Source organism: Acinetobacter sp. ANC 5045 (assembly GCF_004331005.1).
Classification (GTDB): Bacteria; Pseudomonadota; Gammaproteobacteria; order Pseudomonadales; family Moraxellaceae; genus Acinetobacter; species Acinetobacter towneri.
Genome location: NZ_SJNS01000013.1, coordinates 1 through 26,357 on the forward strand (window position 1 = coordinate 1; position 26,357 = coordinate 26,357).

The 26,357-nt window shown below is 41.3% G+C and carries 26 protein-coding genes, 3 tRNA genes and 1 pseudogene; 15 read left to right on the top strand and 15 right to left on the bottom strand.

What is annotated here, in order from left to right:
• The 9 genes and pseudogenes from E0H79_RS10545 to lptM form a co-directional block, all read right to left on the bottom strand.
• Nucleotides 1-202, bottom strand: a pseudogene (locus E0H79_RS10545) (IS982 family transposase); the annotation flags it as partial.
• 335 nt (nt 203-537) lie between these two features.
• Nucleotides 538-1,470 carry an electron transfer flavoprotein subunit alpha/FixB family protein gene (locus E0H79_RS10550; protein ID WP_131261593.1) on the bottom strand — a complete coding sequence of 311 codons (933 nt, stop codon included), beginning with the start codon at nt 1,468-1,470 and terminating at the stop codon, nt 538-540.
• Between the two features lie 18 nt (nt 1,471-1,488).
• Entirely contained in the window at nt 1,489-2,238 is a 750-nt protein-coding gene (locus E0H79_RS10555; RefSeq protein WP_096901145.1) for an electron transfer flavoprotein subunit beta/FixA family protein, read from the bottom strand.
• Between the two features lie 546 nt (nt 2,239-2,784).
• Nucleotides 2,785-3,156 carry a hypothetical protein gene (locus tag E0H79_RS10560; RefSeq protein ID WP_096901040.1) on the bottom strand — a complete coding sequence of 124 codons (372 nt, stop codon included), beginning with the start codon at nt 3,154-3,156 and terminating at the stop codon, nt 2,785-2,787.
• 282 nt (nt 3,157-3,438) lie between these two features.
• On the bottom strand, nt 3,439-4,353 hold the full coding sequence (gene xerA, locus E0H79_RS10565; RefSeq protein WP_131261594.1) for a site-specific tyrosine recombinase/integron integrase: 915 nt from the start codon (nt 4,351-4,353) through the stop codon (nt 3,439-3,441).
• Nucleotides 4,353-4,991 (bottom strand): alpha/beta fold hydrolase, encoded by a 639-nt coding sequence (locus tag E0H79_RS10570; protein WP_096900946.1) that lies wholly within the window; start codon nt 4,989-4,991, stop codon nt 4,353-4,355. Before E0H79_RS10570 ends, xerA begins: the two co-directional genes overlap by 1 nt.
• Before the next feature lie 131 nt (nt 4,992-5,122).
• Complete coding sequence (dapF, locus tag E0H79_RS10575) at nt 5,123-5,968, bottom strand: diaminopimelate epimerase (protein ID WP_004971880.1); 846 nt, start codon at nt 5,966-5,968, stop codon at nt 5,123-5,125.
• Nucleotides 5,969-5,980: 12 nt separating this feature from the next.
• The gene (gene lysA, locus E0H79_RS10580) at nt 5,981-7,225 is read right to left on the bottom strand and encodes a diaminopimelate decarboxylase (protein ID WP_004971882.1); all 1,245 of its coding nucleotides are present in this window, start codon (nt 7,223-7,225) and stop codon (nt 5,981-5,983) included.
• Nucleotides 7,226-7,250: 25 nt separating this feature from the next.
• The gene (gene lptM / locus E0H79_RS10585) at nt 7,251-7,490 is read right to left on the bottom strand and encodes an LPS translocon maturation chaperone LptM (protein ID WP_004971884.1); all 240 of its coding nucleotides are present in this window, start codon (nt 7,488-7,490) and stop codon (nt 7,251-7,253) included.
• Between the two features lie 359 nt (nt 7,491-7,849).
• On the opposite strand from lptM, the gene E0H79_RS10590 reads away from it, so the two are divergent.
• From E0H79_RS10590 to E0H79_RS10600, 3 genes are all read left to right on the top strand, one after another.
• Entirely contained in the window at nt 7,850-9,205 is a 1,356-nt protein-coding gene (locus E0H79_RS10590) for an alanine/glycine:cation symporter family protein (RefSeq protein WP_096900947.1), read from the top strand.
• Nucleotides 9,206-9,361: 156 nt separating this feature from the next.
• Complete coding sequence (radA, locus tag E0H79_RS10595) at nt 9,362-10,753, top strand: DNA repair protein RadA (protein ID WP_104853204.1); 1,392 nt, start codon at nt 9,362-9,364, stop codon at nt 10,751-10,753.
• Between the two features lie 115 nt (nt 10,754-10,868).
• Nucleotides 10,869-11,855 carry a Tim44 domain-containing protein gene (locus E0H79_RS10600; protein ID WP_004971891.1) on the top strand — a complete coding sequence of 329 codons (987 nt, stop codon included), beginning with the start codon at nt 10,869-10,871 and terminating at the stop codon, nt 11,853-11,855.
• A 350-nt stretch (nt 11,856-12,205) separates the two neighbouring features.
• On the opposite strand, the gene E0H79_RS10605 is transcribed toward E0H79_RS10600, so the two are convergent.
• Nucleotides 12,206-13,384, bottom strand: coding sequence for a trypsin-like peptidase domain-containing protein (locus tag E0H79_RS10605; RefSeq protein WP_004971893.1), 1,179 nt, complete (start codon nt 13,382-13,384; stop codon nt 12,206-12,208).
• Between the two features lie 167 nt (nt 13,385-13,551).
• Between E0H79_RS10605 and E0H79_RS10610 the strand changes: the two genes are divergently transcribed.
• The 7 genes from E0H79_RS10610 to E0H79_RS10640 all read left to right on the top strand — a co-directional run bounded on the left by E0H79_RS10610 (nt 13,552) and on the right by E0H79_RS10640 (nt 16,657).
• Nucleotides 13,552-14,310 (top strand): Nif3-like dinuclear metal center hexameric protein, encoded by a 759-nt coding sequence (locus tag E0H79_RS10610; RefSeq protein ID WP_004971895.1) that lies wholly within the window; start codon nt 13,552-13,554, stop codon nt 14,308-14,310.
• A gap of 181 nt (nt 14,311-14,491) precedes the next feature.
• Nucleotides 14,492-15,118, top strand: coding sequence for a superoxide dismutase (locus tag E0H79_RS10615; RefSeq protein WP_026438302.1), 627 nt, complete (start codon nt 14,492-14,494; stop codon nt 15,116-15,118).
• A gap of 146 nt (nt 15,119-15,264) precedes the next feature.
• Nucleotides 15,265-15,340, top strand: a tRNA-Asn gene (locus E0H79_RS10620).
• Nucleotides 15,341-15,346: 6 nt separating this feature from the next.
• A tRNA-Asn gene (locus E0H79_RS10625) sits at nt 15,347-15,422 on the top strand.
• A gap of 217 nt (nt 15,423-15,639) precedes the next feature.
• On the top strand, nt 15,640-15,942 hold the full coding sequence (locus tag E0H79_RS10630) for a hypothetical protein (RefSeq protein ID WP_004971899.1): 303 nt from the start codon (nt 15,640-15,642) through the stop codon (nt 15,940-15,942).
• 117 nt (nt 15,943-16,059) lie between these two features.
• Nucleotides 16,060-16,135, top strand: a tRNA-Asn gene (locus E0H79_RS10635).
• A gap of 78 nt (nt 16,136-16,213) precedes the next feature.
• A complete protein-coding gene (locus E0H79_RS10640) occupies nt 16,214-16,657 on the top strand; it encodes a DUF2726 domain-containing protein (RefSeq protein WP_004971902.1) in 444 nt (147 codons plus the stop codon).
• A gap of 16 nt (nt 16,658-16,673) precedes the next feature.
• Here E0H79_RS10640 and E0H79_RS10645 read toward each other — a convergent pair whose 3' ends face one another.
• The 4 genes from E0H79_RS10645 to glnA all read right to left on the bottom strand — a co-directional run bounded on the left by E0H79_RS10645 (nt 16,674) and on the right by glnA (nt 20,133).
• Nucleotides 16,674-16,931, bottom strand: coding sequence for a hypothetical protein (locus E0H79_RS10645; protein ID WP_004971904.1), 258 nt, complete (start codon nt 16,929-16,931; stop codon nt 16,674-16,676).
• A 196-nt stretch (nt 16,932-17,127) separates the two neighbouring features.
• On the bottom strand, nt 17,128-18,006 hold the full coding sequence (gene ubiA / locus E0H79_RS10650; protein ID WP_131261595.1) for a 4-hydroxybenzoate octaprenyltransferase: 879 nt from the start codon (nt 18,004-18,006) through the stop codon (nt 17,128-17,130).
• Nucleotides 18,007-18,020: 14 nt separating this feature from the next.
• Entirely contained in the window at nt 18,021-18,509 is a 489-nt protein-coding gene (locus E0H79_RS10655) for a chorismate--pyruvate lyase family protein (RefSeq protein ID WP_131261596.1), read from the bottom strand.
• 208 nt (nt 18,510-18,717) lie between these two features.
• On the bottom strand, nt 18,718-20,133 hold the full coding sequence (glnA, locus tag E0H79_RS10660; protein ID WP_171287402.1) for a type I glutamate--ammonia ligase: 1,416 nt from the start codon (nt 20,131-20,133) through the stop codon (nt 18,718-18,720).
• Between the two features lie 875 nt (nt 20,134-21,008).
• On the opposite strand from glnA, the gene E0H79_RS10665 reads away from it, so the two are divergent.
• The 5 genes from E0H79_RS10665 (at nt 21,009) to folE (ending at nt 24,833) form a co-directional block, all read left to right on the top strand.
• A complete protein-coding gene (locus E0H79_RS10665) occupies nt 21,009-21,593 on the top strand; it encodes an anthranilate synthase component II (RefSeq protein WP_004971915.1) in 585 nt (194 codons plus the stop codon).
• A 17-nt stretch (nt 21,594-21,610) separates the two neighbouring features.
• On the top strand, nt 21,611-22,657 hold the full coding sequence (trpD, locus tag E0H79_RS10670) for an anthranilate phosphoribosyltransferase (RefSeq protein WP_004971918.1): 1,047 nt from the start codon (nt 21,611-21,613) through the stop codon (nt 22,655-22,657).
• 21 nt (nt 22,658-22,678) lie between these two features.
• On the top strand, nt 22,679-23,485 hold the full coding sequence (gene trpC / locus E0H79_RS10675) for an indole-3-glycerol phosphate synthase TrpC (protein WP_131261597.1): 807 nt from the start codon (nt 22,679-22,681) through the stop codon (nt 23,483-23,485).
• Nucleotides 23,486-23,501: 16 nt separating this feature from the next.
• Nucleotides 23,502-24,191 carry a Smr/MutS family protein gene (locus E0H79_RS10680; RefSeq protein ID WP_131261598.1) on the top strand — a complete coding sequence of 230 codons (690 nt, stop codon included), beginning with the start codon at nt 23,502-23,504 and terminating at the stop codon, nt 24,189-24,191.
• Nucleotides 24,192-24,284: 93 nt separating this feature from the next.
• A complete protein-coding gene (gene folE / locus E0H79_RS10685) occupies nt 24,285-24,833 on the top strand; it encodes a GTP cyclohydrolase I FolE (RefSeq protein WP_171458226.1) in 549 nt (182 codons plus the stop codon).
• Nucleotides 24,834-24,932: 99 nt separating this feature from the next.
• On the opposite strand, the gene E0H79_RS10690 is transcribed toward folE, so the two are convergent.
• On the bottom strand, nt 24,933-26,288 hold the full coding sequence (locus E0H79_RS10690; RefSeq protein ID WP_096900955.1) for a diguanylate cyclase: 1,356 nt from the start codon (nt 26,286-26,288) through the stop codon (nt 24,933-24,935).
• Nucleotides 26,289-26,357 lie beyond the last annotated feature (69 nt).

Here is a 26,357-nt window from a genome sequence, read left to right on the forward strand (position 1 = left end):
AAAGCAAGTTAAAAAACATCTTAAAATTATGTACTTGAGATGTTTTATAGTAGATGGAGATAGCCACAATTTCTGATAAAGATAGCGTTGCTTGTCTGATACGTTGACGTTTGTTTTCTTGCTTGAGAAATTGCCAATAGATGGGTTCAAATTTTTTGAAAAAATCATCAACAATACAAAAAATTTCTGTAAAATCGTACATGGTAGTTAGAGCCTTTGGGTTGTGTCGTAACTTTCTAAATGGCTCTAACTACCTTTTTTTCAAGGGCTTTTCTTATCCGTAATTCGGGTTAATTTACTTAAATTTAACGGTGATTTTTTAGGCAAAAAATATTCACACTCAAGAAACAAAAGTGCTTCATATTTTTAAGAGTCACGTCAAAATATCTTCAACATATACTTGCTCGATATGTACCCACATATACGCTAAGTTCACATAATGTACTTAAAACCAATCACTGCATCTTAATTAAAAAAAGACAATAAAAAACGCCCCCATGCAATTCACATAGAGGCGTCTTGAACTGTGCTCAGAACTTAGATTTTAGAAACCAATTCTGGAACAACAGTGTTCAAATCACCCACTAACCAGTAGTCTGCTACTGCATTAATTGGTGCTTCTTCGTCTTTGTTGATTGCAACAATCACTTTAGAATCTTTCATACCTGCCAAGTGCTGAATCGCACCTGAGATACCTACAGCGATGTACAAATCAGGTGCAACGATTTTACCTGTTTGACCAACTTGCATGTCGTTCGGTACGAAGCCTGCATCTACTGCTGCACGAGATGCACCTTGTGCTGCACCAAGTTTATCCGCCAATGGATCAAGCACTTTGTGATAGTTCTCACCAGAACCTACACCACGACCACCAGAAACCACAATACGCGCTGCTGTTAATTCTGGACGCTCTGATTTCACAATTTCTTCAGATACGAACTTAGAAATACCCGCATCACCTTGTGATGCAGCAGCTTCAACTGCAGCTGAACCACCTTCTGCAGCAACAGGGTCAAATGCTGTACCACGTACAGTACCCACCACAATCGCTTCTGAAGATTCTACAGTCGCAATTGCGTTACCTGCATAAATTGGACGCTTGAATGTTTTTGCAGAATCTACAGCGACGATGTCTGTGATCATGCTGACATCAAGAAGTGCAGCCGCACGCGGTAAAATGTTTTTACCTGTTGTTGTAGAAGCAGCAAGGATATGGCTATAACCTTTGCCTAATTCTGCAACAAGTTTTGCTACGTTTTCAGCCAATTGGTTTGCATAAGCCGCATCGTCAGCAAGTAATACTTTGCTTACGCCTGCAACTTTAGCTGCTTGGTCTGCAACTGCTTGTGCACCAGAACCCGCAACCAATACAGTGATATCACCACCGATTTTTTGAGCTGCAGCAACAACGTTTAATGTTGCACCATTTAGTGCTTTATTGTCGTGCTCAGCGATAACTAAAATACTCATGATTTTTATCCTTCTGTATTAGATCACTTTCGCTTCGTTTTTCAATTTTTCTACAAGCTCATCTACAGATTTCACTTGTACGCCCGCTTTACGCTCAGCAGGTGCTTCAACTTTTACAGTTTTCAGCTTAGTACCTGTTGCAACGCCATAATCTGCAGGAGATTTGGTGTCTAGCGGTTTTTTACGTGCTTTCATGATGTTTGGAAGTGCCGCATAACGTGGCTCATTCAAACGTAAGTCAGTGGTGATGATTGCAGGAAGTGCAAGCTCAACAGTTTGTAAACCACCGTCAATTTCACGTGTTACCTGAACTTTGTCGCCATCTACTTTTACTTCTGAAGCAAAAGTACCCTGACCTGCACCAAGTAAAGCGCCTAGCATTTGACCAACTTGGTTAGAGTCGTCATCAATAGCTTGCTTACCCAATAAAATAAGTTGTGGTTGTTCTTGTTCAACAACACCTTTTAAGATTTTAGCCACTTCAAGTGCACCAATCTCATCGGCTGTTTCAACCAAAATACCACGGTCTGCACCAAGCGCCATTGCAGAACGAATTTGTTCCTGCGCTTCTTTAGGACCAATGGATACCACTACGATTTCTGAAACAGTTCCTTTTTCTTTTAAACGAACCGCTTCTTCCACTGCGATTTCACAGAATGGGTTAATTGACATCTTAACGTTAGTTAGGTCAACTCCACTATTATCCGGCTTAACGCGAACTTTAACGTTGGCATCTACCACACGTTTTACAGCAACAAGAGCCTTCATGTAATCCTCGGCTGTTTTAGCAAAAGTAAATATTGAGAAAAGTTAATAATAACTCTTCGCTTTAAATTTTTTAGGTGTCCTATCTTGCTATGTGATCGGCATTTCGGTCAAGTCAGAATTGTCTAAACAAGGCTAAAAATGCCGAAAATTAACTGAACGATGCGTTCATACTTTTTTATTTCTAAAAATTAACAAACCAAGCGACGATTATATAAGCAATTTTAAGCTTTGATTTATATTATGTTTTTTATTTATTTCCCTCATCAACAAGATTGATTGAAATGCAATTCAAATTGAGTTCCGCCTACAATTTAAGCAAAGTTCCTTACATAAAACCCCATAATCTGACTGTCATTAAAGATAGAAAACTTTATTTTTTGCAGTATTTTTTCAGATATAAATGCTCTTTTAAAATGTGACTGCTGGTTCACAAAACTGTATTCAGCAGTTTATTGGGTATGAAATAAACAATCTGTTTTATTTTGATGGATATTTATGCGCTTTCACCACGCCACCTCCCAGATAAAGGACATAAAAAAACTCAGCTTAAACTTGCTGAGTTTCTAAAAAGTCACGGTGGATATGACTTAAATCTATCAATTCATAGGCCTGTAAATTAAAAATTTCCCAAACTGCAATAAAATCTTCTTTTACATCTATTTTACTGCTTGCATTTGGGCGTGCTTGCCACTGCTGATCTGAAATCCATAAATAGCTTTGTTGCGTTTGCGGATGAATCGCCTGCATTTTACCTTCAGCATTAATACCCTGCACCAAACAATCGGCTGGTAGTTCTTGCTCGATCATCGGCAAGCTTATTTCGACAAAATGTTTCACTTGACGCAAGCCATAACCTGCAAAAATTTCTTTTTGGCTTGGGCTTAATTGTTCATATTTTTCTTGAAGATTCGAAATCATGGTTTTGCCTATCATTTGATATCCAAAGTGTTATGCAGTGGAACAAAAAATAATGTCATCCATGTCTATTATTCGTGTGACCCACTCTTTCTGCTTCTTTATACTGCATAACGCACTTTTTTATTATTCTACAATAGTTGCAATGACATCTTGGTGAAAGCGCTTTTACTTAAAGTATTAAGTACAGCACAAAGGCTTTACAACTGACTGTGAGAAAAATATTTGCAGTATGAAATAGCTATATTTTAACTTGCAAAAATAATGCCGACTTTAGGTAAAGCTTTACTTTTTACTCGCACGTGGATGTGCCTGATCATAAACTCGCGCTAACTGATCAAAATCGACATGGGTATAAATTTGCGTGGTGCTTAAATTGCTATGCCCAAGCATTTCTTGGACTGCACGTATATCCCCACTATTCGACAGCATGTGACTTGCAAAACAATGTCGCAATAAGTGCGGATGCAAATCGACATTAACGCCCGCACGCTGCGCCTGAAACTTCACCCGATTTTCAATTTGGCGTGCTTTTAAAGGTTCACCTTTTTGAGTAATAAACAATGCTGCATCGGGTACAAAATCGCCCTGCCATAAAGGGTAAATCTGCAGCCATTGCATCACCGCATCTTTGGCTTTGCGACCAAAAGGCACTATACGGGTTTTATTGCCTTTACCCGTAATGCGCAGCAATTGACGGTTAAAATCTAAATCGCGGATACGTAAACTTTGTACCTCTGCTAGGCGCAAACCACTCGAATAGAGCAATTCTAAAATCGCTTTATCGCGTCGCCACATTTGTTGTTGTACTTCAGTTTCAGGTTCAGGCTGATCTAAAATTTGATGAATCGTTTCAATATCAATCAAACCAGGCAAAGGTCGTGGCTGACGTTTTAACTGAAAATTATCAATTGGATTAAATTGTAAATACTGCCCTTGCTCGGCCCATTTCATAAACTGACGAATCGCTGACAACATGCGCTGTAAACTGCTGCTATTTAATTGTTGCTGTTCTACTTTTTGCGCTAAATAATGGCGCAAATCTGCAGCTTCTACATCATATAAGGCAAGATGTTGTTGCTCACAAAAGTTAAAAAAATCATTTAAATCGCGTGCGTAGGCTTTTAACGTATGCGGTGACTGCTGTTGTATTTCTCGTTCTTTGAGCCACATCTTTAATAGTTGCTGCGGATCGTACATTAGTCACGCTCCGATTGCTGAACTGCGGCAAACTGAGATAAATAAGCAGCAATGTGTTCAGCCGCCTGATCTGCATGTGTTTCTAAAAACAAATGATCACCATCATGCACAATTTTTAATACGGCTTGTGGAAATTGTTGTTGTAAAAACTCACCTACCGCCAGTGGACTTATCGGGTCTTGATCACCCCATAACAACAAAATAGGCATGTTGATTTTAGCAAAGTCTACAGTGTAATCGGCCTTTGCCTCTACAAACCAGTCAGGATAATTTAAATCACTTGCTTGATAGTCTTGTCGCCAATCTTGCACCTGAAAACTGCTTAAATCCATGCCACCAGATGTTGCAACCAATACTAATCCTTTGACTTTTTCTGGATATTGCAACGCGGCAGCAACTGCAAAAATACCACCCATCGACTGTGCAATGATAATGCAATCATCTGGGATATTCGCCAACACATAAGCCTGCAAACTTGCAAAATCATGTACCTGTGAATGTGCAGGTTGATGATTAAATTCAGGATAAGCCACAATTTTTACAGCATTCTGCCACGGCAATTTTTCAATTTTTTCGATTAGCGGATGAAAAAATGCGGTATTGCCTGAAGCGCCAGGTAAAAAAATCAGTTGCGGCATAATGAGTAGAAGTTTTTAGAGTGACATTCAGTACAGCATACCTGATCCGTGCTGCAAGATACAAAAAAGCACCATTCGTTTTGAATAGTGCTTTTAAGTAAGATAAGAGCTGTTCATGTTAGAACGAAACATCAGCCCTGAAAATAATTTAAATCCAAACGACCGTGATAGACATTAGCAGTTGGCCCTGTCATCCACACCACATCGCCTTCACGCCATTCGATTTGCAACTTACCACCTGCCAGTTCAATTTCAACTGAATTAGACAATAAGCCACGGCGCATACCCGAAACGGCTGCAGCACATGCACCTGTACCACAAGCCAAGGTTTCACCTACGCCACGTTCAAACACACGCAAACGCGCATGTTTTTCGTCAATGATTTGCATAAAACCTGCATTGACGCGCTGTGGAAAACGCTCGTGTGATTCCACTTGTGGGCCAATACCTGCAACATCGGCAGTCAATACATCAGGCACAATGGTCACAGCATGAGGATTGCCTATGTTCACCACATCAATGGTCAATGCAGCACCATCTTTCAGCGCAATGTCATATAAGTTATCAGGCTCATCGGCAATGAATGGAATCTCATGCGGCAAGAATTTTGGATAGCCCATATTCACCCGCACCCAACCGTTTTGCCCCAATTCAGGCTCTACAATGCCTGCCTTGGTTTGCACCTTAATTTTGGTTTTGGTCGTAAGCTGACGTTCATGCACAAAACGTGCAAAACAACGCACACCATTGCCGCACTGCTCCACTTCAGAACCATCGGCATTGAAAATGCGATATTTAAAATCGACATTTGGTAAATCGGGCGGTTCCACAATCAGGAGTTGGTCAAAGCCAATCCCGAAGTGGCGGTCTGCAAGGCGTTGAATAGTCAGCGCATCCAAATACGCACGCTGGCTGATGAGATCAACCACCATGAAGTCATTGCCCAGACCATGCATTTTGGTAAATTCTAATAACATCTCGAATTCCCCTTATGGCAATAAACGCTCTCTTTCCCACAGCGATTCAATGCTTTCACGTTCACGAATTAAATGTGCTTGATCTGCATCGACCATGACTTCAGCTGCACGACCACGGCTGTTGTAGTTAGAACTCATCACAAAACCGTATGCGCCCGCACCCATTACAGCTAAAACATCATTTTCTTTGATCGCAAGCTGACGTTCTTTACCCAAGAAATCACCTGTTTCACAAATTGCACCAACCACATCCCACTCTAGCGTTTCAACATCAGTACGTGGGGTTACGGGCTGAATGTCCATCCATGCTTCATATAACGCAGGACGGATTAAGTCATTCATGGCAGCGTCAATAATCGCAAAGTTACGATGATTGGTCGGTTTGAGTAAATCAACTTTTGTTAGCAGCACGCCCGCATTGGCAGAGATACTACGACCCGGTTCCATATACACTTTAAGACCTAACTTTTCTAAAGCGGGACGTAAAGCATTGGCATATTCTTCAACCGTTGGTGGAGTTTCATCTTTATAAGTCACCCCTAAACCACCGCCAATATCAATGTGTTTGAGCTGAATACCCATTTCTTTTAAGGTATCAATCATCACAATCACGCGATCTAAAGCATCGACAAACGGTTGTGTTTCGGTCAATTGTGAACCGATGTGACAGTCAATTCCAACGATATCTAAGTTTGCTAAAGAAGCCGCATATTCATAAGTGCTATATACCGAATCAGACGGAATCCCGAACTTGTTTTCTTTTAAGCCTGTAGAAATATAAGGATGGGTTTTGGCATCGACATCTGGGTTAACCCGTAATGAAATTGGTGCTTTGACATTCATGCTTGCCGCAACTTTTTGAATACGGTCTAATTCTGCATGCGATTCTACGTTAAAGCAGGCAATCCCAACTTCCAACGCTTTTTGAATATCGGCTTCAGTTTTACCTAAACCTGAAAAAACAATTTTCGATGCATCACCACCTGCTTTGAGAACACGCGCCAATTCACCGCCTGTCACAATATCAAAACCTGCACCCAACTTAGCCAATACATTCAATACCGCAAGATTCGAGTTTGACTTTACCGCAAAACAAATTTGATGATCGATAAAGTGGAAAGCACGATCCATATCTAAATAATGCTTTTCAAAAGTCGCTTTTGAATAAACATAGAGTGGTGTGCCAAATTGCTGTGCGAGTTGTTGTAGCGAACATTGCTCGGCGTGCAAAACCCCTTGAATGCGGGTAAAACTCATGAATGTATCCTTTATCTAGAAAGCGTTAAGGTGTAGTCGATGTAGATGCAGCAGGTGCAGCAAACTGCTGTTGCACAGGTACGGCTGTGTCTGACGATGTTGCCGATTGCGTTGCACGTTTAGGCGCAGCATCTGGATATAACAAATATTTTGCGCGTTTGTCGTAATTTGGGTCATTGGGTAACTGTAATGTACCTGACTGACCACAACCGACCAAAACCACTGTTGTAAGCAAAACACTCATGCAGCAAATGACGGTACGCATCTGACCACCTATAAAATATTTTCGATGAAGTATAACGCGATCACTGCCGCGACCAAAGTGCTAATGCAGAGAGATTATATTGAGCTTAGTAAAAATTCTAGCTTACTTACTATTCTGCTGGCATAGATTGACCTTATCAGGTCTGAAAAATTGCGACTTCTGACACAGATAAAGTCAATTTTATTTCAAGGCATCAATTGTCAAAATCTAAAAACTATGCAAAAAATATAACGTGCTTAAAACCAAGTTCTTTTAACAGGAAGTTTTAAAGACTGGCATATCACTTGCTTAATTTTTACAACTGTTCAACTACAGTCACAAACTAAGCATTTATACACTGCGTTTATAAGAAGAAATTTATGCAAAATTTACAATCGATGATGGAAACCCTAAGCGGTTGGGTCTGGGGTCCATACATGCTGGTTCTCATTGTGGGAACGGGCGTCTTCCTCACCTTCCGCTTATTGTTCTGGCAATTCCGCATGCTGCCACTGGCTTTTAAACAAGTCTTTTGCAAACACGACAAAGCGCAAAAAGAACCGGGCGATATTTCACATTTCGCATCACTGATGACTGCACTCTCTGCCACCATTGGTACGGGAAATATTGCAGGTGTTGCAACGGCTTGCGTCCTCGGTGGCCCGGGTGCAGTGTTTTGGATGTGGATGACTGCCCTGTTTGGTATGGCGACCAAATATGGTGAAGGTGTTTTGGCGGTTAAATACCGTATTAAAAACGAAAAAGGGCAAATGTCAGGCGGCCCAATGTACTACATTGAACGCGGACTAAAATGGAAATGGCTCGCGATTATCTTTGCCTTTTTTGGCACAGTCGCCTCGTTTGGAATTGGTAGTTCAGTACAATCCAACACCGTAGCTTTAGCAGTTGAAAATAGCTTAGGTGTAGAAACTTGGATTACTGGCGTGGTAATTACCGTATTTTCTGCATTGGTGATTTTGGGCGGAATTAGCTCGATTTCCAAAGCATCTTCGGTGATTGTTCCGATTATGGCCATTCTGTATGTTACAGGCGGTTTAATTATTATCCTGAATAATTTACACCTTGTCGTGCCTGCATTTGAGCTAATTTTCCGTGATGCCTTTACTGGTGAAGCAGTTGCGGGCGGTGCAATTGGTGCAGTAATTCGTTACGGGGTTGCACGTGGCGTATTCTCCAACGAAGCAGGGATGGGTTCTGCCCCAATTGCTGCTGCGGCTGCAAAAACCGACCACCCTGCGCGTCAAGGTTTAGTGTCTATGACAGGTACCTTCATTGATACCATTATTGTCTGTAGCATCACGGGGATTGTTTTGGTAATGGGCTTCATTATGGCAGGTAATAGCTTTGGTGGTGCAACAGGTGCTGTACTCACCACACAGGTTTTTGACCAGTTATTGCCAGGCTTTGGTGGTTGGGTCGTCACTTTCGGGATCATCTTCTTCGCCTATTCCACCATTCTCGGTTGGAGCTATTATGGTGAAAAATGCTGTACTTATTTATTCGGCGAAAAATACGTGTTGATTTACCGCTTAATTTATATTGCTTCAGTGTTCATTGGCACCATCGCCACCCTAGATTTAGTCTGGTTATTTGCCGATACCTTTAATGGTTTAATGGCTGTACCAAACTTAATTGCCTTGTTGTTACTGTCTGGTGTGATTGCCAAAGAATCCAAAGACTTTATTGCGAAGCGCAAATCTGGCGAGTTGTATTAAATAAGCCCAATTCATTGAATTATTCCGTTCAAATCATAAATCATACAATCACCCACGTGGTTGTATGATTTTCCATGAAAAATCCAGATAACATTCATTTCACGAACATTCCTCTGTATGCTGTAGTCAGTTTTTAATTGATGCAATGACTGGGTTATGGCAAAAGTAAAAAGTGTCTATCGCTGTGAACAATGTGGTGCAGATCATCCTAAATGGGCAGGTCAATGTTCAGAATGTGGGGAATGGAACTCACTTCATGAGGTCAGTATTGCCCCTGCGGTGACGCATCGTGCCCAACCTAAAATGGGCGGTGGCTATGCAGGACAAGCGGCCGCCATTACCACGCTTAATAAAGTGTCTGTATCGCACGAAACCCGTTTAACAACAGGCATTGGGGAATTTGACCGTGTTTTGGGTGGCGGTTTGGTTACGGGCTCTGTGGTACTGATTGGTGGAGATCCTGGTATCGGGAAATCGACCATTTTGCTACAAACTGCGACTCACATGGCGGCTGCCAATAACACCGCTTTATATATCACAGGTGAGGAATCTCTTTCGCAAGTGGCGTTACGCGCTCAACGCTTAGACTTACCCACCGATCAACTGAAAGTCATGGCAGAAACCTGTGTCGAACGGATTTGTGAAGTTTTGGCGCATGAACGCCCTGCGGTAGCCATTCTGGACTCGATTCAAACTTTATATACCGAAACGTTGCAGTCTGCTCCAGGTGGTGTTTCACAAATTCGTGAATCAGCTGCCTTGCTGACTCGTTTTGCTAAAAATAGTGGCACTGCGCTGTTTATTGTCGGTCATGTGACCAAAGAAGGGGCTTTAGCGGGGCCGCGCGTCCTTGAACACATGGTCGATTGCGTCTTGTATTTTGAAGGACAGTCAGACTCACGCTACCGTATGATTCGAGCAGTCAAAAACCGTTTCGGTGCAGTGAATGAACTGGGCGTTTTTGGCATGACCGATAAAGGCTTACGCGAGGTTGCCAATCCATCTGCGATATTTTTGAGCCGTTATGATGAGGCAATTCCAGGTTCTATTGTCATGATTAGCCGCGAAGGAACGCGACCACTTTTAGTTGAAGTACAAGCTTTGGTGGATGATGCACATGGTCAGCCTAGACGTGTGGCTTTAGGTCTGGAACAAAACCGTCTGAATATGCTATTGGCGGTGATGCATCGGCATGGCGGCGTACAAACTTCAGGGCAAGATGTGTATGTGAATGTGGTCGGCGGCTTAAAAATTACCGAAACAGGTTCAGACCTTGCTGTACTACTTGCCTGTGCTTCTAGCTTGCGTGGCAAAGCCCTGCCACAACAATTGGCAGTATTTGGTGAGGTCGGTTTATCGGGTGAAATCCGCCCAGTACCAAATGGTCAGGAACGCTTAAAAGAAGCTATTAAACACGGATTTAAATATATTATTGTGCCGCGTGGCAATGCCCCACAAAAAGCCATTGCAGGTGTGCAAATTATTGCGGTGGCGCGTTTGCATGAAGCCTTAACTGAAGCCATGAATTTAAGTGAAAACTTAGGTTAAATCCTTGGATGATATTTTTTCAGTTTCAAGAAAAAATATCATATTTATATTGAAATTCGCAGCAAATGCCTGCATAAATACATAGCTTAACTTTATTTTAATATAGGAAAATTTGATGGAAGTTCGACAGCGTGGTTTGATCGCAGCAATGCTCACAGCGACTTTATTGGTAGCTCCGTTAGCAGCAGAAGCAAAACGTGCAGGTGGCGGTAAAAGCCATGGCATGAGTCGTTCGGCTGCTCCAACTCAGTCTTACCAACAACCTCGTCAAACAACGCCAGCACAACAACCAACAACTGCACCAGCACAGCAAAAATCTGGTCCAGGCGTAGGTGGTATGGTTGCTGCAGGTGTTGCAGGTGCGGCAATTGGTGCGGTTGCTGCCAATGCCTTGGCCGATGATCAAGCTGCAAGTGCTGCCGAAGCGCAAGAGGAAAAAGGCGGTATTCCAAGCTGGATTTGGATTTTACTCGCTGCTGCTGTTGCCTTCTTCATTTTCCGTAAGATGGGCGCAAAAAAAAAACTAACGCCTAATCCGTATGCGCCAAATAGCGGTGCCAATCAGGCACCGTTTGCGCAAACACCACCTGCTGCAGCGCCACGTAACGACAATACCAATATTTTTGGTCAATCTGTTGGGGGGTCTGCCGCTTCTACCCAAGCGCCTTTTGGTCAAGCTGCCAATAATAACGCGCCATTTGGTGCAGCTTATACCAACAGTGGCAATCAATTGCCTGATGGTTCAGAGCCTGCAACCTTTTTACGTGTAGCGCGTCAGCGTTTTAACCATATTCAGTCTATGAACACAGCCAGTAATATCGCAGAAATTCAGCGTTATTTAACTCCTGATTTATATCAGTCGATGTATCAGGACATTATGGCAAACCAAGACCAAGATGTAGCAGAGTTTTCTAACTTGAATGCCATGGTGGTCGATTCTGCAACTGAAAATGGTCAATATGTCATAAGTGTACGCTTTACAGGTACAGTCAGCGAAGACCTGAACAGTTTACCGCAACCATTTACAGAAATTTGGCACTTTGTAAAACCTGCAGGCTCTAATCAAGACTGGTTAGTGGCAGGTATTCAGCAAGAGCAATAATTTAAATGGATCTAGAAAAACAGCGACTTCGGTTGCTGTTTTTTATGCCTTTCTTTATCTAAGTTGAGACCCATCATGTTTAAACAGCACGTTTAAATCTTCTAAGACAACAACACCGAATACATCCACACTTGCCACACAAAACCAAACCCTCGATTGATTAGATCTATCAAAAAGTATCATCATTCATCAATACAGTTTATTTAGCCCACCTTCTCTTTGTATCTACCCAGAGATAAATCAAATCACGTTATCCGTATCACTTTGGTTATTTCCAGTCGATCTCCATTTACTTAGCCAACAAAAAAGCCCTGCAAACGGGCAAGGCTAAATTGTTACTGTTAAATCTATTATTCAGGCAATGGAATAAATTGCTTATCGGTATTTTGAACTTTGCGCTCACCGACTGCGACTTCCAAATCTAAGGCTTCTTCACCACGTTCAACTGAAACAGTCACCGTCGTATGCGGTGCTTGTGCAGCAACATAATTAATTAAATGCGAGGTTGAAGTAATCGCTTCATCATTCACTTTTAAAATTTTGTCACCACGTTTTAAACCTGCTTCTGCTGCAGGGCCACCGCGCAGTACATCAGCAACCACTACACCGCCTTGTGCAGGTTCTAAAATGTTGTCTTGTTGCACAGGCAACAAACTAATACCTAACCAACCACGAACCACACGTCCATCTTTTAAAATCGAGTTTAAAACCTGCTGACAGACTTGTGCAGGAATTGCAAAGCCGATGCCCAATGAACCACCTGATTGCGAGAAAATTGCCGTATTTACCCCAATCAAATTCCCTGCCACATCAATCAATGCACCACCTGAGTTACCTGGATTAATTGCTGCATCGGTTTGAATGAAATCTTCATAGGTATTAATACCCAAGTCAGAACGTCCTGTCGCAGAAATAATCCCTTGAGTCACGGTTTGTCCCACACCAAATGGGTTACCAATCGCAAGTACGACATCGCCCACTTCATTGCCACTCAGTTTAAATGGCAATACAGGCAGTTTTTCTAGATCAATTTTAATGACCGCTAAGTCTGTGTCTGGGTCAGTTCCAACAACTTTTGCAACCGCACGGCGTCCATCGTGCAAAGCCACGACAATTTGTTCAGCCTGCGCGATCACATGATTATTCGTTAAAATATAACCATCTGGACGAACAATGACCCCAGACCCCAAACTGTTTTCATTTGGGCCTTGCTTAAATTGATCGGGTAACTGATTGCCAAAAAATTCACGAAATGCAGGGTCATTTAACAATGGATGATCCATTTGTTTCACTTTTTGTGTGGTAAAAATATTTACCACCGCAGGCGCTGCCACTTTAACCGCAGCGCTATACGACACCACCCCACCTGTCCGTGTTGTATCAATTAATGGTTCAACTTTCTCGGCAGGCATTTTGACCCCATCGGCAGCCACAGGCGCTTTCGGTTTTTGCAGTTGTTGCCAAGTCACAAAGCCAATAATAACCAGAATGAGTAACACCCAAGGTAACCAGGTAAAGGTCCGGCGCACGTTTTGTACCTCTAAGTAAATTTTTTTTGATGATTAAGTCATTGAATGAGCTATTGTAAAACGAAACACAAATAGAAACATAAAAAAGCCCAAGAGTTTTGTCTTGCTTTAGTTACAATACAAAATATGTTTTGATATTGGCTAAATATGAGCAATTTGAGAAAGTTATGGCGCAGCTAAAAGAAATTATTCAATGGTGTGATCAAACTTTAAATACACATGAATTTAAAGATTACGCGCCCAACGGTTTACAAATTGAAGGTAAGTCTGAAGTTCAAAAAATTTTATGTGCAGTGACTGCCTCTCAAGAGGCTATTGATGCTGCTATTGCCCAAAATGCAGACTTACTGTTGGTACATCATGGCTATTTTTGGAAAGGCGAACCTTACCCAATTACAGGCATGCGCGGTAAACGCATCAAAAGTTTAATCCAGCATGATATTTCTTTGGTGGGTTATCACTTACCGCTCGATTCACACCCAAGTCTAGGCAATAATGCTGCCATTGCTGAATGTTTGGCATTAGAAAATTTGCAAGCCCTAGACCCGAGTGAACGTCATCCTATTGGTAATATTGGTTTTTTAAAGCAAGCCATGAGCGCAACCGAATTTCGTGACTATCTCACAGCGCGTTTAGGCTTTAAAACCATTCATCTTCCTGCCGAAAAAAGTCAGATTCAAAAAGTAGGGTTCTGCACGGGTGCAGCACAAGATTTTATTGGCAAAGCGGCAGAACAAGGTTGTGATGCCTTTATTTCGGGCGAAGTCAGTGAACGCACCTATTATGAAGCCAAAGAACTAGGCGTGCATTATTATGCCTGCGGACATCACGCGACTGAGCGCTATGGTGTACAACGACTCGCAAAAGCTATTTCAGAACAGTTTAATATTGAGTATAGTTATTTTGAATTAAATAACCCAATTTAATACACCGTTTCACCCAACGATTTCACTCAAATGACATCTGTGTTTAACATAGTCTTTAGATGTATACATTCGAGTCTTATTCTGTATGGTTATTTATACCTAATGCGCAATTTGATCTCGAAATCTATTACAATAGAGCCACTTAATGTTAAAACCCAGCAAAATGCAAGGAATTGAAAACATGACAACCATTACTTTACCGGCTTTACCATACGGTTACGAAGATCTTGCTCCACACATCAGCAAAGAAACTTTAGAATTCCACCACGACAAACACCACAACACTTATGTTGTGAACCTGAACAACTTGATCGCGGGTACGGAGCTTGAAGGTAAAACTTTAGACGAAATCATCAAAGCAACTGCAGGCGATGCAGCTAAAGCTGGTGTATTCAACAACGCAGCGCAAGTTTGGAACCACACGTTCTACTGGAACTGTATGGCGAAAAACGGTGGTGGTAAAGCTACTGGTGCTTTGGCTGCTAAAATTGATGAAGCTTTCGGTTCTTACGAAAAATTTGCTGAAGAATTTGCTGCTGCTGCAACAACTCAATTCGGTTCAGGTTGGGCTTGGTTAGTAGCTGACGAAGTGAATGGCAAACTTTCTATTATGAAAACTTCAAATGCTGACACACCAATGGCGCACGGCAAAGTTGCAGTATTGACGATTGACGTTTGGGAACACGCTTACTACATCGACTTCCGTAATGCACGTCCTGTTTACATCAAAACTTTCTTAGAAAGCCTTGTAAACTGGGATTACGCAAATGCGAAATACGCAGGTCAAGATGCTGGTGTAGAAAAATAATTTCTATTTTTCTGTAGAAAAACTGCTCTTTATGGGCAGTTTTTTTATTTTTGCAGATGAAATGAATATTTATAAAGCAAACAATACATTTCTGATGATGAACGTGTTGACGACTTAAACTTTCATCCCTAAAATGCCCCACAGATTCTCCAATAGCTCAGTCGGTAGAGCGACGGACTGTTAATCCGCAGGTCCCTGGTTCGAGCCCAGGTTGGAGAGCCAATCTATTCTCCCATAGCTCAGTCGGTAGAGCGACGGACTGTTAATCCGCAGGTCCCTGGTTCGAGCCCAGGTGGGAGAGCCAAGATTCTAAAAATCCCACGCAGTATGACGTGGGATTTTTTTTTGCAATTTTTATTGTTTTTATAGTGGATATGATGTTCTAAACGAATGGAACAGGCCTCACTCTCCCCTTAAATCAAAATTAAAACCATACAGTGAAGATCGGGCTATCCCCTCTTGTGATGACTCTATTTTTTCGCTAACTTAGTTTCATCAACAACAATAAAACTTGAAAGCCCATGCAAGCGCCTTGGTTAAAATCCCTGATTTTTTGGACAATTCTGATTGTGGTGATTTTTGCAATTTTTCAATGTACGCAAAAATCTGAAAGCAATAAAACTGCTGCGACACTCATGTATGAACGTCTGTATCAATGCAGTCGTGATCTGAACGCACAACAACAAGCCACCTTAAAACAAATTCAAAGCCAAGTGAAAACAGAAATGACTCAGCAAGAGATGCTGCAATTAATTAACTTATGTCGTAAAACCAACCCACCACAGACACGCGAAGATTATATAAAAGCCATTCAAGCACTCTAAAAACTGCGTTGAAACAAAGCTAGATGATTATTTTTAAAGCAGTTAATCTATAATTACGGTTTTTTTTCAATTCCAGCTTGACCAAAAACAGATACCCACATAGAATGCGTGTCAGATTCTCCCATAGCTCAGTCGGTAGAGCGACGGACTGTTAATCCGCAGGTCCCTGGTTCGAGCCCAGGTGGGAGAGCCAAAATTCTTAAAAAACCCACGCATTATGACGTGGGTTTTTTATTCCTGCTGTTTAGGGTCTAACGACACCGCATCATCTATGTTTGAATCCAGTCAATCGACTTTCTTGCTTATTGGCAGCTTGGCTAGCCTTGCCCTGTTTATCTTAATTTTTAAGCAATTATTTTTCCCCAAGAAAAACTTTTATCCTAAACCGATGATGACTGCTTTTGAACGCAGAATGTTTATGCGTTTAAAACAAGCTTTTCCTGAGCATCACATCTTGGCACAAGTGGCGTTTAGCGCATTAATCACCAACAACCACTATAAAATTCGTGCGCTGTTTAATCGTAAAGTGACTGATTTTGTGATCTTAAATGCAGAAATGCAGGTCATTGCAATTATAGAGTTAGATGACCCCTCACATATTGGCAAAGAACAGGAAGATGCAGAACGGGATGCAATGTTTCACGAGGCAGGTTATCGCGTTGTCCGATACACCGAAATTCCGAGTATCAGACAATTGCAATCAGATTTGAGCTGAAATCATCAACTCGATATTAAGGTGTAGCTTCTGAAGCGGCTTGTATCTGACTGGCCTGCTTCGCTTGTTGTTCTGCAGCTTCACGCGCTTCAATACGCGCAATAATTTCTGCCTGCTGTTGTTTATATTTTTCCTGATTTTTAGCATCACTATTAACTGCTAAAAATGCCATGCTAACCAAGAAAATAGGAATCAACAAACCTAAGCTTGCCAAGAAAATCATCTTTTTTAGGCTTGGCTTTTTTGCAGGTGCTTGCTGTTCAGACTGTGACATCATCTATTCCTAATTCAAACTTCAAAATGAGGCTCAATATATCAGAATAATGCTGATTGTGCTTTGTGCATAAGTACGCACGTTCTAATGCTCAGTTTAATTTTTAACAGCAAAAATTGATCAGCGATCGAATAAAAAAGCACCTGACCAAACTACCATCAGATGCTTTGCTCAGTTTTTTATCGCACAGAAATATTTACATTAAAGCCAATACGATTCCTGAAAAAATAATCAGCCCTACCCAACGGTTATGACGAAATGCCCAAAAACAACGTTGCGGATCTTTATCTTTAGTTTTACTCCATTGATATATAAAGTCTGCAACCACCACCAATAACGCCGCTAAACCAAACGGAATCAATAAATTTTCTAACCACAATGCCGTACCAATCAAAAGCACACTGCCCGCTTGCAACAATGAAATAATCTGAATGTCATAGCGACCAAATAAAATTGCGGTAGATTTCACCCCAATTTTCAAATCATATTCACGGTCAGTAATTGCATATTGGGTGTCATAAGCCACAGTCCACGCCAAATTGCCAAAATACAATAACCAACAAGTAAGATCAGGCGTTGCACCTACAGCGGTATAAGCCATAGGGATAGACCATGAAAATGCCGCTCCCAAGAACACTTGCGGTAAATGAGTGTAGCGTTTCATAAATGGATAAATAAACGCTAAAAATAATGCCCCAAATGACCAATAAAAAGTTTCAATCGGTAAGAACAACAACATGGCTGCGCTAAGTGCAACCAAACCCAAGAATACATAAATGGCTTCTTTGGCACTAATCACACCCGTGGCTAAAGGACGTGTTTTGGTACGCTCCACATGACCATCCACCTTACGGTCAGCAAAGTCATTAATGGCACAACCTGCGGCGCGCATAAAAATTGTGCCTAGAATCATAGGGATTAATATCCCGATAGACGGCATGCCCTGATTAGCAATCCACAAGGCCCACATGGTTGGCCAAAACACCAGTTCTGTGCCAATCGGTTTATCGAAACGACACAAATAATAATATGCTTCTAAACGCTCACGCCACGTGATCTGCTGTGCCAATGCCATACCAATCTCGTATCTTAATGTTGTTGAATAAATTGCTCAAAACGCGGTAAAAAAGTTTCTTGCACAATAAATTTACAGCCATGCCAAGTATAGCAACTCTGTCGTGTCCAGCCTTCATCGAGCAAAACCACACGCCTTTGACACAACGGATTGGTACGCTGAAATAAAAACCAGCCAATGGGTTTATTGCCAATATGCTGAAATAAACGGGCTTTGCTTTGCAAACTTAGAATCGGAAAAATACTTTTGGCTTTGACCCATGGCTGTTCATCACACCCATATAAATAGCTTTCACGCACCCATGAAGTGTGCCAATGTGGCATTTGCATCCACTGGGCATCTTGTAAATTTAAACGCTGAAAAGATTGCTGCAGTGGTTCAACTTTAAATTGTCCGCCTGCGAGCTGAGTCAGTTGTTGGGTCAAAGAACCTGCTGCATATAGCCATGTTTTTAATTCAGAAGGCAGATTTTCCTGCTTGGGAAAAATAGGCTGTGTTCGCATGTTCCGCCACCTTAACAAGATAGCCTAGTGTAGCCCAAATTTAGGCAAAGTTTTGTGACCGATGGCGCAATTCCCTGCAATTATCCAAAAAAAATTAAGCGAATTCTTATATTTTGATAAAATCCATGCCAACTTAAAACCATGATTACCCAATCTAAAACAAAAAACCCGCCGAAGCGGGTTTTTCAAATTTGAGATTTTCGATGTCTTACAAGCTGTAGTACATATCAAATTCAACTGGGTGAGTCGTCGTGTTCAAACGACGTACATCTTCAGTTTTCAATTCGATATAAGCATCAAGCATGTCTTTGGTGAATACACCACCTTTTAATAAATAGTCGTGATCTTCTTTCAAAGCATCAAGCGCCATTTCTAGGTTGTGTGCCACAGTTGGGATTTTCGCTTCTTCTTCAGGCGGAAGGTCATACAAGTTTTTATCTGCAGCTTCACCTGGGTGAATCTTGTTTTGAATACCGTCAAGACCCGCCATCAACAATGCCGCAAAACCTAAGTACGGGTTCATCATTGGATCAGGGAAACGTGCTTCAATACGTTTGCCTTTCGGGCTAGACACGTAAGGAATACGAATAGATGCAGAACGGTTACGCGCTGAGTAAGCCAACATAATTGGTGCTTCAAAGTGCGGTACTAAACGCTTATATGAGTTGGTCGATGGGTTAGTCAACGCGTTCAAAGAGCGGGCATGTTTGATAATACCGCCAATGAAGTACAACGCCATTTCTGACAAACCTGCGTATTCATCACCTGCAAATAAGTTTTTGCCATCTTTAGAGATAGACATGTGTACGTGCATACCTGAACCGTTATCGCCTACCATTGGTTTAGGCATAAAGGTTGCAGTTTTTGCATATTGATGCGCAACGTTCCAAACTGCATATTTGAACTGTTGCACTTCGTCAGCTTTACGCACCATGGTATTGAAGCTCACACCAATTTCTAACTGGCAAGATGCAACTTCGTGGTGATGTACTTCTACACGACCAGGCCCCATGATTTCTTCAATTTTTGCACACATATCTGCACGCATATCTTGAGAAGAATCTACTGGTGGTACTGGGAAATAACCGCCTTTCACACGTGGACGGTGACCTGAGTTACCAGCTTCGTAGTCTTTACCTGTAGACCATGCAGCTTCTTCAGCGATTAATGTGTGGCGCGCGCCAGACATATCGATGTCCCATTTTACTTCGTCAAATACAAAGAATTCTGGTTCTGGGCCAAAGAAAGCAGTATCACCAATACCTGTCGATTTTAAATATTCTTCAGCACGGCGAGCAATAGAGCGTGGATCGCGGTCATAGCCTTGACCTGTCGATGGTTCGATAACATCACACGTTACAACCACTGTTGGTTCTGCAAAGAACGGGTCAATAAAACCTGTGTTGGCATCTGGGCGTAAGATCATGTCTGATGCTTCGATTCCTTTCCAGCCTTCAATTGAAGAACCATCAAACATTTTACCGTCTTCAAAGGTATCTTCATCGATACTGTCTGCAGGATAAGTTACGTGCTGCTCTTTACCCTTAGTATCTGTAAAGCGGAAATCGACCCATTTTGCACCACTTTCTTGGATGAGTTGAAGGACCTTGTTCGCCATGCTCATTTTGCTCCGATGTTTTTTGTTGCACCCGAAAGTGCGTGTTAGTAGTTGGCAGTTATTAAGCAATTAGCGTACCAACTTTTAAAAGCAAAGCTAAAACCATGAATTCCGTATGAGAATACATCATTTAAAAAAATTACTTTGTCTCTATTATACTGTCAGAAATACGATTTGCACCATATTCAAACACTGTTCATTTGATTTGATTTAAAACTGCAAAACATAGCACCATTTTAGTGCATTTATGTTTTATTTCTGTTGAATTGTAGATCAAAAAATAGCTCAAACAGTATCTATGCAAGCATTTTGCTGTGCCATGGTTGTATTGAGCAATGCAAATTATCCGACCAATCTTAAACAACACTTTATTTTTTATTGAGCAAAAATAATAAGATCGTTTAAAAATCCTAAATCTGTATTCTTTTCGAGCAAGCTGATTGAAAATACCTTTACTACACATTTGTATTTTCTATCGATGTTTTGCAATCAAACTACCTGACGTGAACCGCTAATAACATGCGCCATGATGCTACTTTTTAGCGCATTTTTTACGTTATCTATAAGTGTGAAGCTAAAATATGACTGCTGAATGACCCTGTTTGATCATGTGTTCATTTCTTTCAGATCAAACCTGAACAATGTGTAATAAGCTTTGAAAATCTATAAATTGGTGAATGCGCTGATAAGCTTTAACAGGGATTATCATATAAATAGTCCGCAGAAAATGCTTATTTTTTGCTATGATGATAAGCGCTTCCTTATTCCACCTTCTTTTCGACAAGAAAAATAAAGTCCTTTCTCATTATAGGCGCAGGAATAAAGCAAATTATCTCAGACTCTTTAGCACTTAAAGTGTTCAATTTTCAATAGGTTAGCTCATGCTTTTAATGATCGATAATTATGACTCTTTTACCTACAACATCGTCCAGTATTTTGGCGAGTTAAATCAGGAAGTAAAAGTCGTTCGTAATGATGCCGTGACATTAGAAGATATTGAGCGATGGCAACCCAAGTATTTGGTGATTGGCCCAGGCCCTTGTTCTCCATCTGAAGCAGGGATTTCTATTCCTGCCATTCAGCATTTCGCAGGCAAAATTCCGTTACTGGGCGTGTGTTTAGGACACCAAAGTATCGGACAAGCCTTTGGTGGAAACATTGTGCGCGCTAAAACCGTGATGCATGGTCGTTTATCGGATATGTACCACAGCAACACAGGTATTTTTAGCAATCTGCCTTCACCATTTTCTGCAACCCGTTACCACTCTTTGGTGATTGATCAAGCAACCTTGCCAGATTGTCTGGAAGTGACATGCTGGACCAAAGAAGCAGATGGTTCGATGGAAGAAATTATGGGCGTGAAGCACAAAACTTTGCCTGTTGAAGGCGTGCAATTTCACCCCGAATCGATCCTGAGCCAACACGGTCATCAAATCTTTAAAAACTTTTTGGAAATTTACGCATAATGAGCGAGTCAAATCACATGAATATTCAACAAGCACTCAACCATATTACAAAACAAATTCACCTGACTCAGCCTCAAATGGAAGATGTGATGCGCGCGATTATGTCGGGCGAAGCAACAGACGCTCAAATTGGTGCATTGATGATGGGCTTACGCTTAAAAGGCGAAAGCATTGATGAAATTACTGCTGCTGCACGTGTAATGCGTGAATTTGCCATCAAAATTGATGTCAGCGATATTCCTTACCTCGTGGATATTGTCGGCACAGGTGGCGATGGTCAAAACCTATTTAACGTATCTACCGCCTCTTCCTTTGTCATTGCAGCTGCAGGTGCAACCATTGCCAAACACGGTAACCGTGGGGTTTCAACCAAATCAGGCTCATCTGACTTACTTGAGCAAGCAGGCATTAATCTTGACTTAAACATGCAACAAACTGAACGCTGTATTCGTGAAATGGGCGTAGGTTTCTTGTTTGCACCGAATCATCACAAAGCCATGAAATATGCGGTTACCCCGCGTAAAGAGTTGGGTATTCGCAGTATTTTCAACTTGCTTGGGCCATTGACTAACCCTGCGGGTGTAAAGCGTTTTGTCATTGGGGTGTTTAGCAATGAATTATGCCGCCCGATTGCAGAAGTGATGAAACAGCTCGGTGCTGAGCATGTCATGGTGGTGCATTCTAAAGATGGTTTAGATGAAATTAGCCTTGCTTCGAGCACTTATGTTGCAGAACTCAAAGATGGTGAAATTACCGAATGGGAACTTACCCCTGAAAGCGTGGGAATTGAATCTCAAACTTTAACAGGACTGATTGTAGAAAACTCTGCTGAAAGCTTGAGTTTGATTAAAGATGCTTTAGGCAAAAACAAATCAGACAAAGGCGAAAAAGCGGCCAATATGATTGCACTCAATGCGGGTGCGGGTATCTATGTTTCGGGTCTAACTACAAGCTACAAACAAGGTGTCGCTTTGGCACATGACATTATTTATGGTGGACAAGCTTTGGAAAAAATGGGCGTGTTGTCTGAATTTACCAAAACGCTCAAACAGTACGAAGCATAAAGCAAATCAGGAAGGTGCATCATGGTGGATATTAGCAATACCATTTTAGGTAAAATTGTAGAACGTAAAAAAGAAGAGTTTGCCGAGCGTTTAAAACAACGCAGTTATGCAGACCTAGAACAATTGGCACGTGCAGCAACACCTGCACGTGGCTTTGCACAAGCCTTGCATAACAAACGCCCAGCGGTGATTGCGGAAATTAAAAAAGCATCACCATCTAAAGGCATTATTCGTGAAAACTTTGACCCTGCCGAAATTGCACAGCAATATGAAGCCGCAGGCGCAGCCTGTTTATCTGTGCTGACTGATGTCGATTTCTTTCAGGGTGCAGATGAAAATATTCAGATTGCCCGTTCACACTGTAACTTGCCTGCTCTGCGTAAAGATTTCTTGATTGATCCGTATGGTGTGGTGGAAGCACGTGCCTTACATGCAGACTGTGTGTTATTGATTGTATCTTGCTTATCTGACCAACAGTTGGAAGAAATGTCGGAAACGGCTTTTGAACATCATTTAGATGTGTTGGTTGAAGTGCATGATGAAACTGAATTGGAACGTGCTTTAAATCTTTCAGAGCGTTGTATTTTAGGGGTCAATAACCGAAATTTAAAAACCTTTGAAGTCGATTTAAATACCTCATTGCGTTTAAAAAACTTGTTGCCACCTGCACGTTTATTGGTCACGGAAAGTGGTATCGCCACACCAGAAGACGTCCGTATGATGCAAGACCATGATATTCACAGTTTCTTGGTCGGTGAAAGTTTTATGAAACAAGCACGTCCTGACCATGTCTTTACGGCACTGTTTGGTCAGCCTGAAAATCTATAATCCAATTTGAAATACCATGAGTAAACATGATTCTTCGCTTTCTAAAGAACAGTACAATTTACTGAAATCTTTTAAAAAGCAAATCACTCAGCCTCATACTTCAAGCATTGCCAAGCCGTCTGAACCCAAAGTTCAGACGCCTGAGCAACAACAGGAAGATGATCTCGCATTGTTTCGTCAGCAAATGCAAGGCGTTCAAAAAATGGATGCAGGCAATATTGTAAAAATCGAACACACTGCCAAGAAAAAACCAGATGCTCAAACGCTGGCCAAACGTGCAGCAGCCATAGGGCCTATGGAAACCGATGACACCTTGCTGTCCGATACGCAAGCCATGCTCAATCCAGTGGGTAGCCAAGCTTCGTTGAGCTATCGCATTGCAACCTTGCAGCATAAAGTGTTTGAAGATTTAAAAGCAGGCAACTTGCGCTGGTTTGAAGCTGTGGATCTGCACGGTTGTACCGTAGAAGAAGCACGGATTGCCGTTTTGCAAATTATTCAAATGGCTAAAGATGAAAACCAGAACGTGATTAAAATTGTGCATGGCAAAGGCCCTGAAGCCATTTTAAAAACTTATGTAAATGGTTGGCTGCGTCAGCATCGTGATGTTTTGGCTTTTGTGAGTGCGCCTGAAAAACAAGGTGGCACTGGTGCAGTTTTAGTGTTGCTCAAACGCAGCGAAAAGAACCCAAAGTTTAAACAGTAATCGGTTTCATCTTTTAAACAAGGCATTGCAATAGTTTTCTGTTACAATGCCGACCTTGTTCAATATCAGTGTAAGTGAACACGTCTTATGTCTATGCAGCAATCCTACGCAAACATCCTAACCGCCGTTGGTGAAGATCTTAATCGTCCAGGTCTAAAAGATACGCCGATGCGTGCTGCTAAAGCTTTTTCGTATTTAACTTCGGGCTATAGCCAAACCTTAGCCGAAGTGACCAATAATGCCGTATTTCCATCCGACAACCGTGAAATGGTCTTGGTGAAAAATATTGAGTTCTACTCACTGTGTGAACATCATTTATTGCCATTTTATGGTCGTGTGCATATTGCTTACTTACCTGAAGGCAATGTTTTAGGCTTGTCTAAATTTGCCCGTATTACCGAAATGTTTGCGCGTCGTTTGCAAATTCAGGAAAACCTGACTCAACAAATTGCGGAAGCTGTGGCTGAAGTGACCCAAGCACGTGGTGTGGCAGTAGTAATTGATTCAGCTCATATGTGTATGATGATGCGTGGTGTAGGTAAGCAGGAATCGACCACTCGAACTGTTTCTTTTGTGGGCGATTTTAAAACCGATAAAGAAGCCCGCCGTGAATTTTTAAGTGCGGTGCCTGAAAGTTTTTAAATTGTGGCTAAGTTCCACAATCAAATAAAAAATCCCGAAATTTATGTTCGGGATTTTTTTGGTTTTAGATTAAAAAATCAGCTTGATACATCTTCATCTTTAGCCTACAGACACATTGTTGCGTCCATTATTTTTTGCCATATACAAGGCTTTATCCACTTCTTCAAAAAAACGTTGATAGTCTGGATGTCCATCATATTCATGCACACCAATACTAATAGTAAAGTTAAATTCTTCACCTGTTGATGTTTTTAAAGTGGCTTTTTCGACACGTTTACGAATATTTTCTGCAACCACTAAGGCACGATCAATGGTGGTATCAATCTGTAACAGTAAAAATTCTTCGCCACCAATACGGAAAGCATAGTCACTGCCTTTTGCATATTGCAAAATCACATCAGCTAAAAACTGTAATGCATCATCCCCTGCTGCATGTCCATAGCGGTCATTAATTGATTTAAAATGATCGGCATCTATCGCCAACAATGTTAAAGGCGAATTATTTTTTCGTGAAAAATTAATTTCGCGGGATACAATGGTATTTAAATAACGGCGGTTGAGCAGTTGAGTTAAGGCATCATTGCCTGAACTGATATATTCAGACACCTGAAAAATTTGATCGACTAAATGCAAAATTTCACGATTCTTGGCACGAATGGATTGAATCATTTCAATTGCCTGTGCCTGACTTTCACATTGACCAATTTTCTGAATTAATTCATCCACCTGATAAATAAATTCAGTAATAGTTTGTACTTGTTCCGAACTTGAAAATGCATAAGCCGCTTTATGAATAAACCATAAACCAAATTCTGTTTTAGATAAAATCGGTTGCGTCATTTTGGTGTGATCGGACACCACCTGAAACATCAGTTCATTTTCCCAATCCAGCAAAGTTCCGCGTTGTCGATCTTTGTGCACGGCAACATCTTGCATGGCAGAAAATAAGCGATAGGTATGTTTCATATCATTATGTACTTCGACCTTCATTTCATAAGATCGGCACATAATTTCTGTGGCAAAGCATAAAATTTGGCTTAAATAATTAAACTGATTTAAGTTGCTATTGGCTTCTGTTGCAAAAAACTCAAAAGCCTTTTTTATAATAACGCGCACACCACGAATAATCAGCCAAGATGGAATTTGTACACGTGCATGCACATCGCCCACTTTAAATTGCTTTTCTACAATCTCGTTATAATTGTGTTGAAACGGAACTTCAAAACTGGAAATTAGCCACTGATATAAAGAGTTTTTTAAGCGATTCTTCACCATCTCTGCAGACAAAAATTCTGTCGCATGTTCTTCAAGCAACATTTGCTGATAGAACTCGATCACAAAATCTTCTGCATGTGCTTGAATAAACTGGAATGTCGCTTGCAAATCTTCTGGCTTAAATTGCTCGCAAATTGACTTCCATTGCTCTGCAAGCTCATGCGTACACTCTTGATACATCCACAACAACCCAGCCAAAAGAAACTGCTAAATTTTAACGGGTTTCACCAGCAACTCAACTTGTTTAGC

What these genes read in the sequence shown, in the direction of transcription:
- E0H79_RS10555 (WP_096901145.1), bottom strand. Translation starts at nt 2,238, where the DNA reads ATGAAGGCTCTTGTTGCTGTAAAACGTGTGGTAGATGCCAACGTTAAA.
- E0H79_RS10560 (WP_096901040.1), bottom strand. Translation starts at nt 3,156, where the DNA reads ATGATTTCGAATCTTCAAGAAAAATATGAACAATTAAGCCCAAGCCAA.
- trpD (WP_004971918.1), top strand. Translation starts at nt 21,611, where the DNA reads ATGAATATTCAACAAGCACTCAACCATATTACAAAACAAATTCACCTG.
- lysA (WP_004971882.1), bottom strand. Translation starts at nt 7,225, where the DNA reads ATGAGTTTTACCCGCATTCAAGGGGTTTTGCACGCCGAGCAATGTTCG.
- E0H79_RS10690 (WP_096900955.1), bottom strand. Translation starts at nt 26,288, where the DNA reads ATGTATCAAGAGTGTACGCATGAGCTTGCAGAGCAATGGAAGTCAATT.
- E0H79_RS10680 (WP_131261598.1), top strand. Translation starts at nt 23,502, where the DNA reads ATGAGTAAACATGATTCTTCGCTTTCTAAAGAACAGTACAATTTACTG.
- folE (WP_171458226.1), top strand. Translation starts at nt 24,285, where the DNA reads ATGCAGCAATCCTACGCAAACATCCTAACCGCCGTTGGTGAAGATCTT.
- E0H79_RS10655 (WP_131261596.1), bottom strand. Translation starts at nt 18,509, where the DNA reads ATGCGAACACAGCCTATTTTTCCCAAGCAGGAAAATCTGCCTTCTGAA.
- E0H79_RS10610 (WP_004971895.1), top strand. Translation starts at nt 13,552, where the DNA reads ATGGCGCAGCTAAAAGAAATTATTCAATGGTGTGATCAAACTTTAAAT.
- E0H79_RS10645 (WP_004971904.1), bottom strand. Translation starts at nt 16,931, where the DNA reads ATGTCACAGTCTGAACAGCAAGCACCTGCAAAAAAGCCAAGCCTAAAA.
- trpC (WP_131261597.1), top strand. Translation starts at nt 22,679, where the DNA reads ATGGTGGATATTAGCAATACCATTTTAGGTAAAATTGTAGAACGTAAA.
- radA (WP_104853204.1), top strand. Translation starts at nt 9,362, where the DNA reads ATGGCAAAAGTAAAAAGTGTCTATCGCTGTGAACAATGTGGTGCAGAT.
- E0H79_RS10590 (WP_096900947.1), top strand. Translation starts at nt 7,850, where the DNA reads ATGCAAAATTTACAATCGATGATGGAAACCCTAAGCGGTTGGGTCTGG.
- lptM (WP_004971884.1), bottom strand. Translation starts at nt 7,490, where the DNA reads ATGCGTACCGTCATTTGCTGCATGAGTGTTTTGCTTACAACAGTGGTT.
- dapF (WP_004971880.1), bottom strand. Translation starts at nt 5,968, where the DNA reads ATGTTATTAGAATTTACCAAAATGCATGGTCTGGGCAATGACTTCATG.
- glnA (WP_171287402.1), bottom strand. Translation starts at nt 20,133, where the DNA reads ATGAGCATGGCGAACAAGGTCCTTCAACTCATCCAAGAAAGTGGTGCA.
- E0H79_RS10630 (WP_004971899.1), top strand. Translation starts at nt 15,640, where the DNA reads ATGCAAGCGCCTTGGTTAAAATCCCTGATTTTTTGGACAATTCTGATT.
- E0H79_RS10665 (WP_004971915.1), top strand. Translation starts at nt 21,009, where the DNA reads ATGCTTTTAATGATCGATAATTATGACTCTTTTACCTACAACATCGTC.
- E0H79_RS10640 (WP_004971902.1), top strand. Translation starts at nt 16,214, where the DNA reads ATGTTTGAATCCAGTCAATCGACTTTCTTGCTTATTGGCAGCTTGGCT.
- E0H79_RS10615 (WP_026438302.1), top strand. Translation starts at nt 14,492, where the DNA reads ATGACAACCATTACTTTACCGGCTTTACCATACGGTTACGAAGATCTT.
- E0H79_RS10550 (WP_131261593.1), bottom strand. Translation starts at nt 1,470, where the DNA reads ATGAGTATTTTAGTTATCGCTGAGCACGACAATAAAGCACTAAATGGT.
- E0H79_RS10570 (WP_096900946.1), bottom strand. Translation starts at nt 4,991, where the DNA reads ATGCCGCAACTGATTTTTTTACCTGGCGCTTCAGGCAATACCGCATTT.
- xerA (WP_131261594.1), bottom strand. Translation starts at nt 4,353, where the DNA reads ATGTACGATCCGCAGCAACTATTAAAGATGTGGCTCAAAGAACGAGAA.
- ubiA (WP_131261595.1), bottom strand. Translation starts at nt 18,006, where the DNA reads ATGGCATTGGCACAGCAGATCACGTGGCGTGAGCGTTTAGAAGCATAT.
- E0H79_RS10600 (WP_004971891.1), top strand. Translation starts at nt 10,869, where the DNA reads ATGGAAGTTCGACAGCGTGGTTTGATCGCAGCAATGCTCACAGCGACT.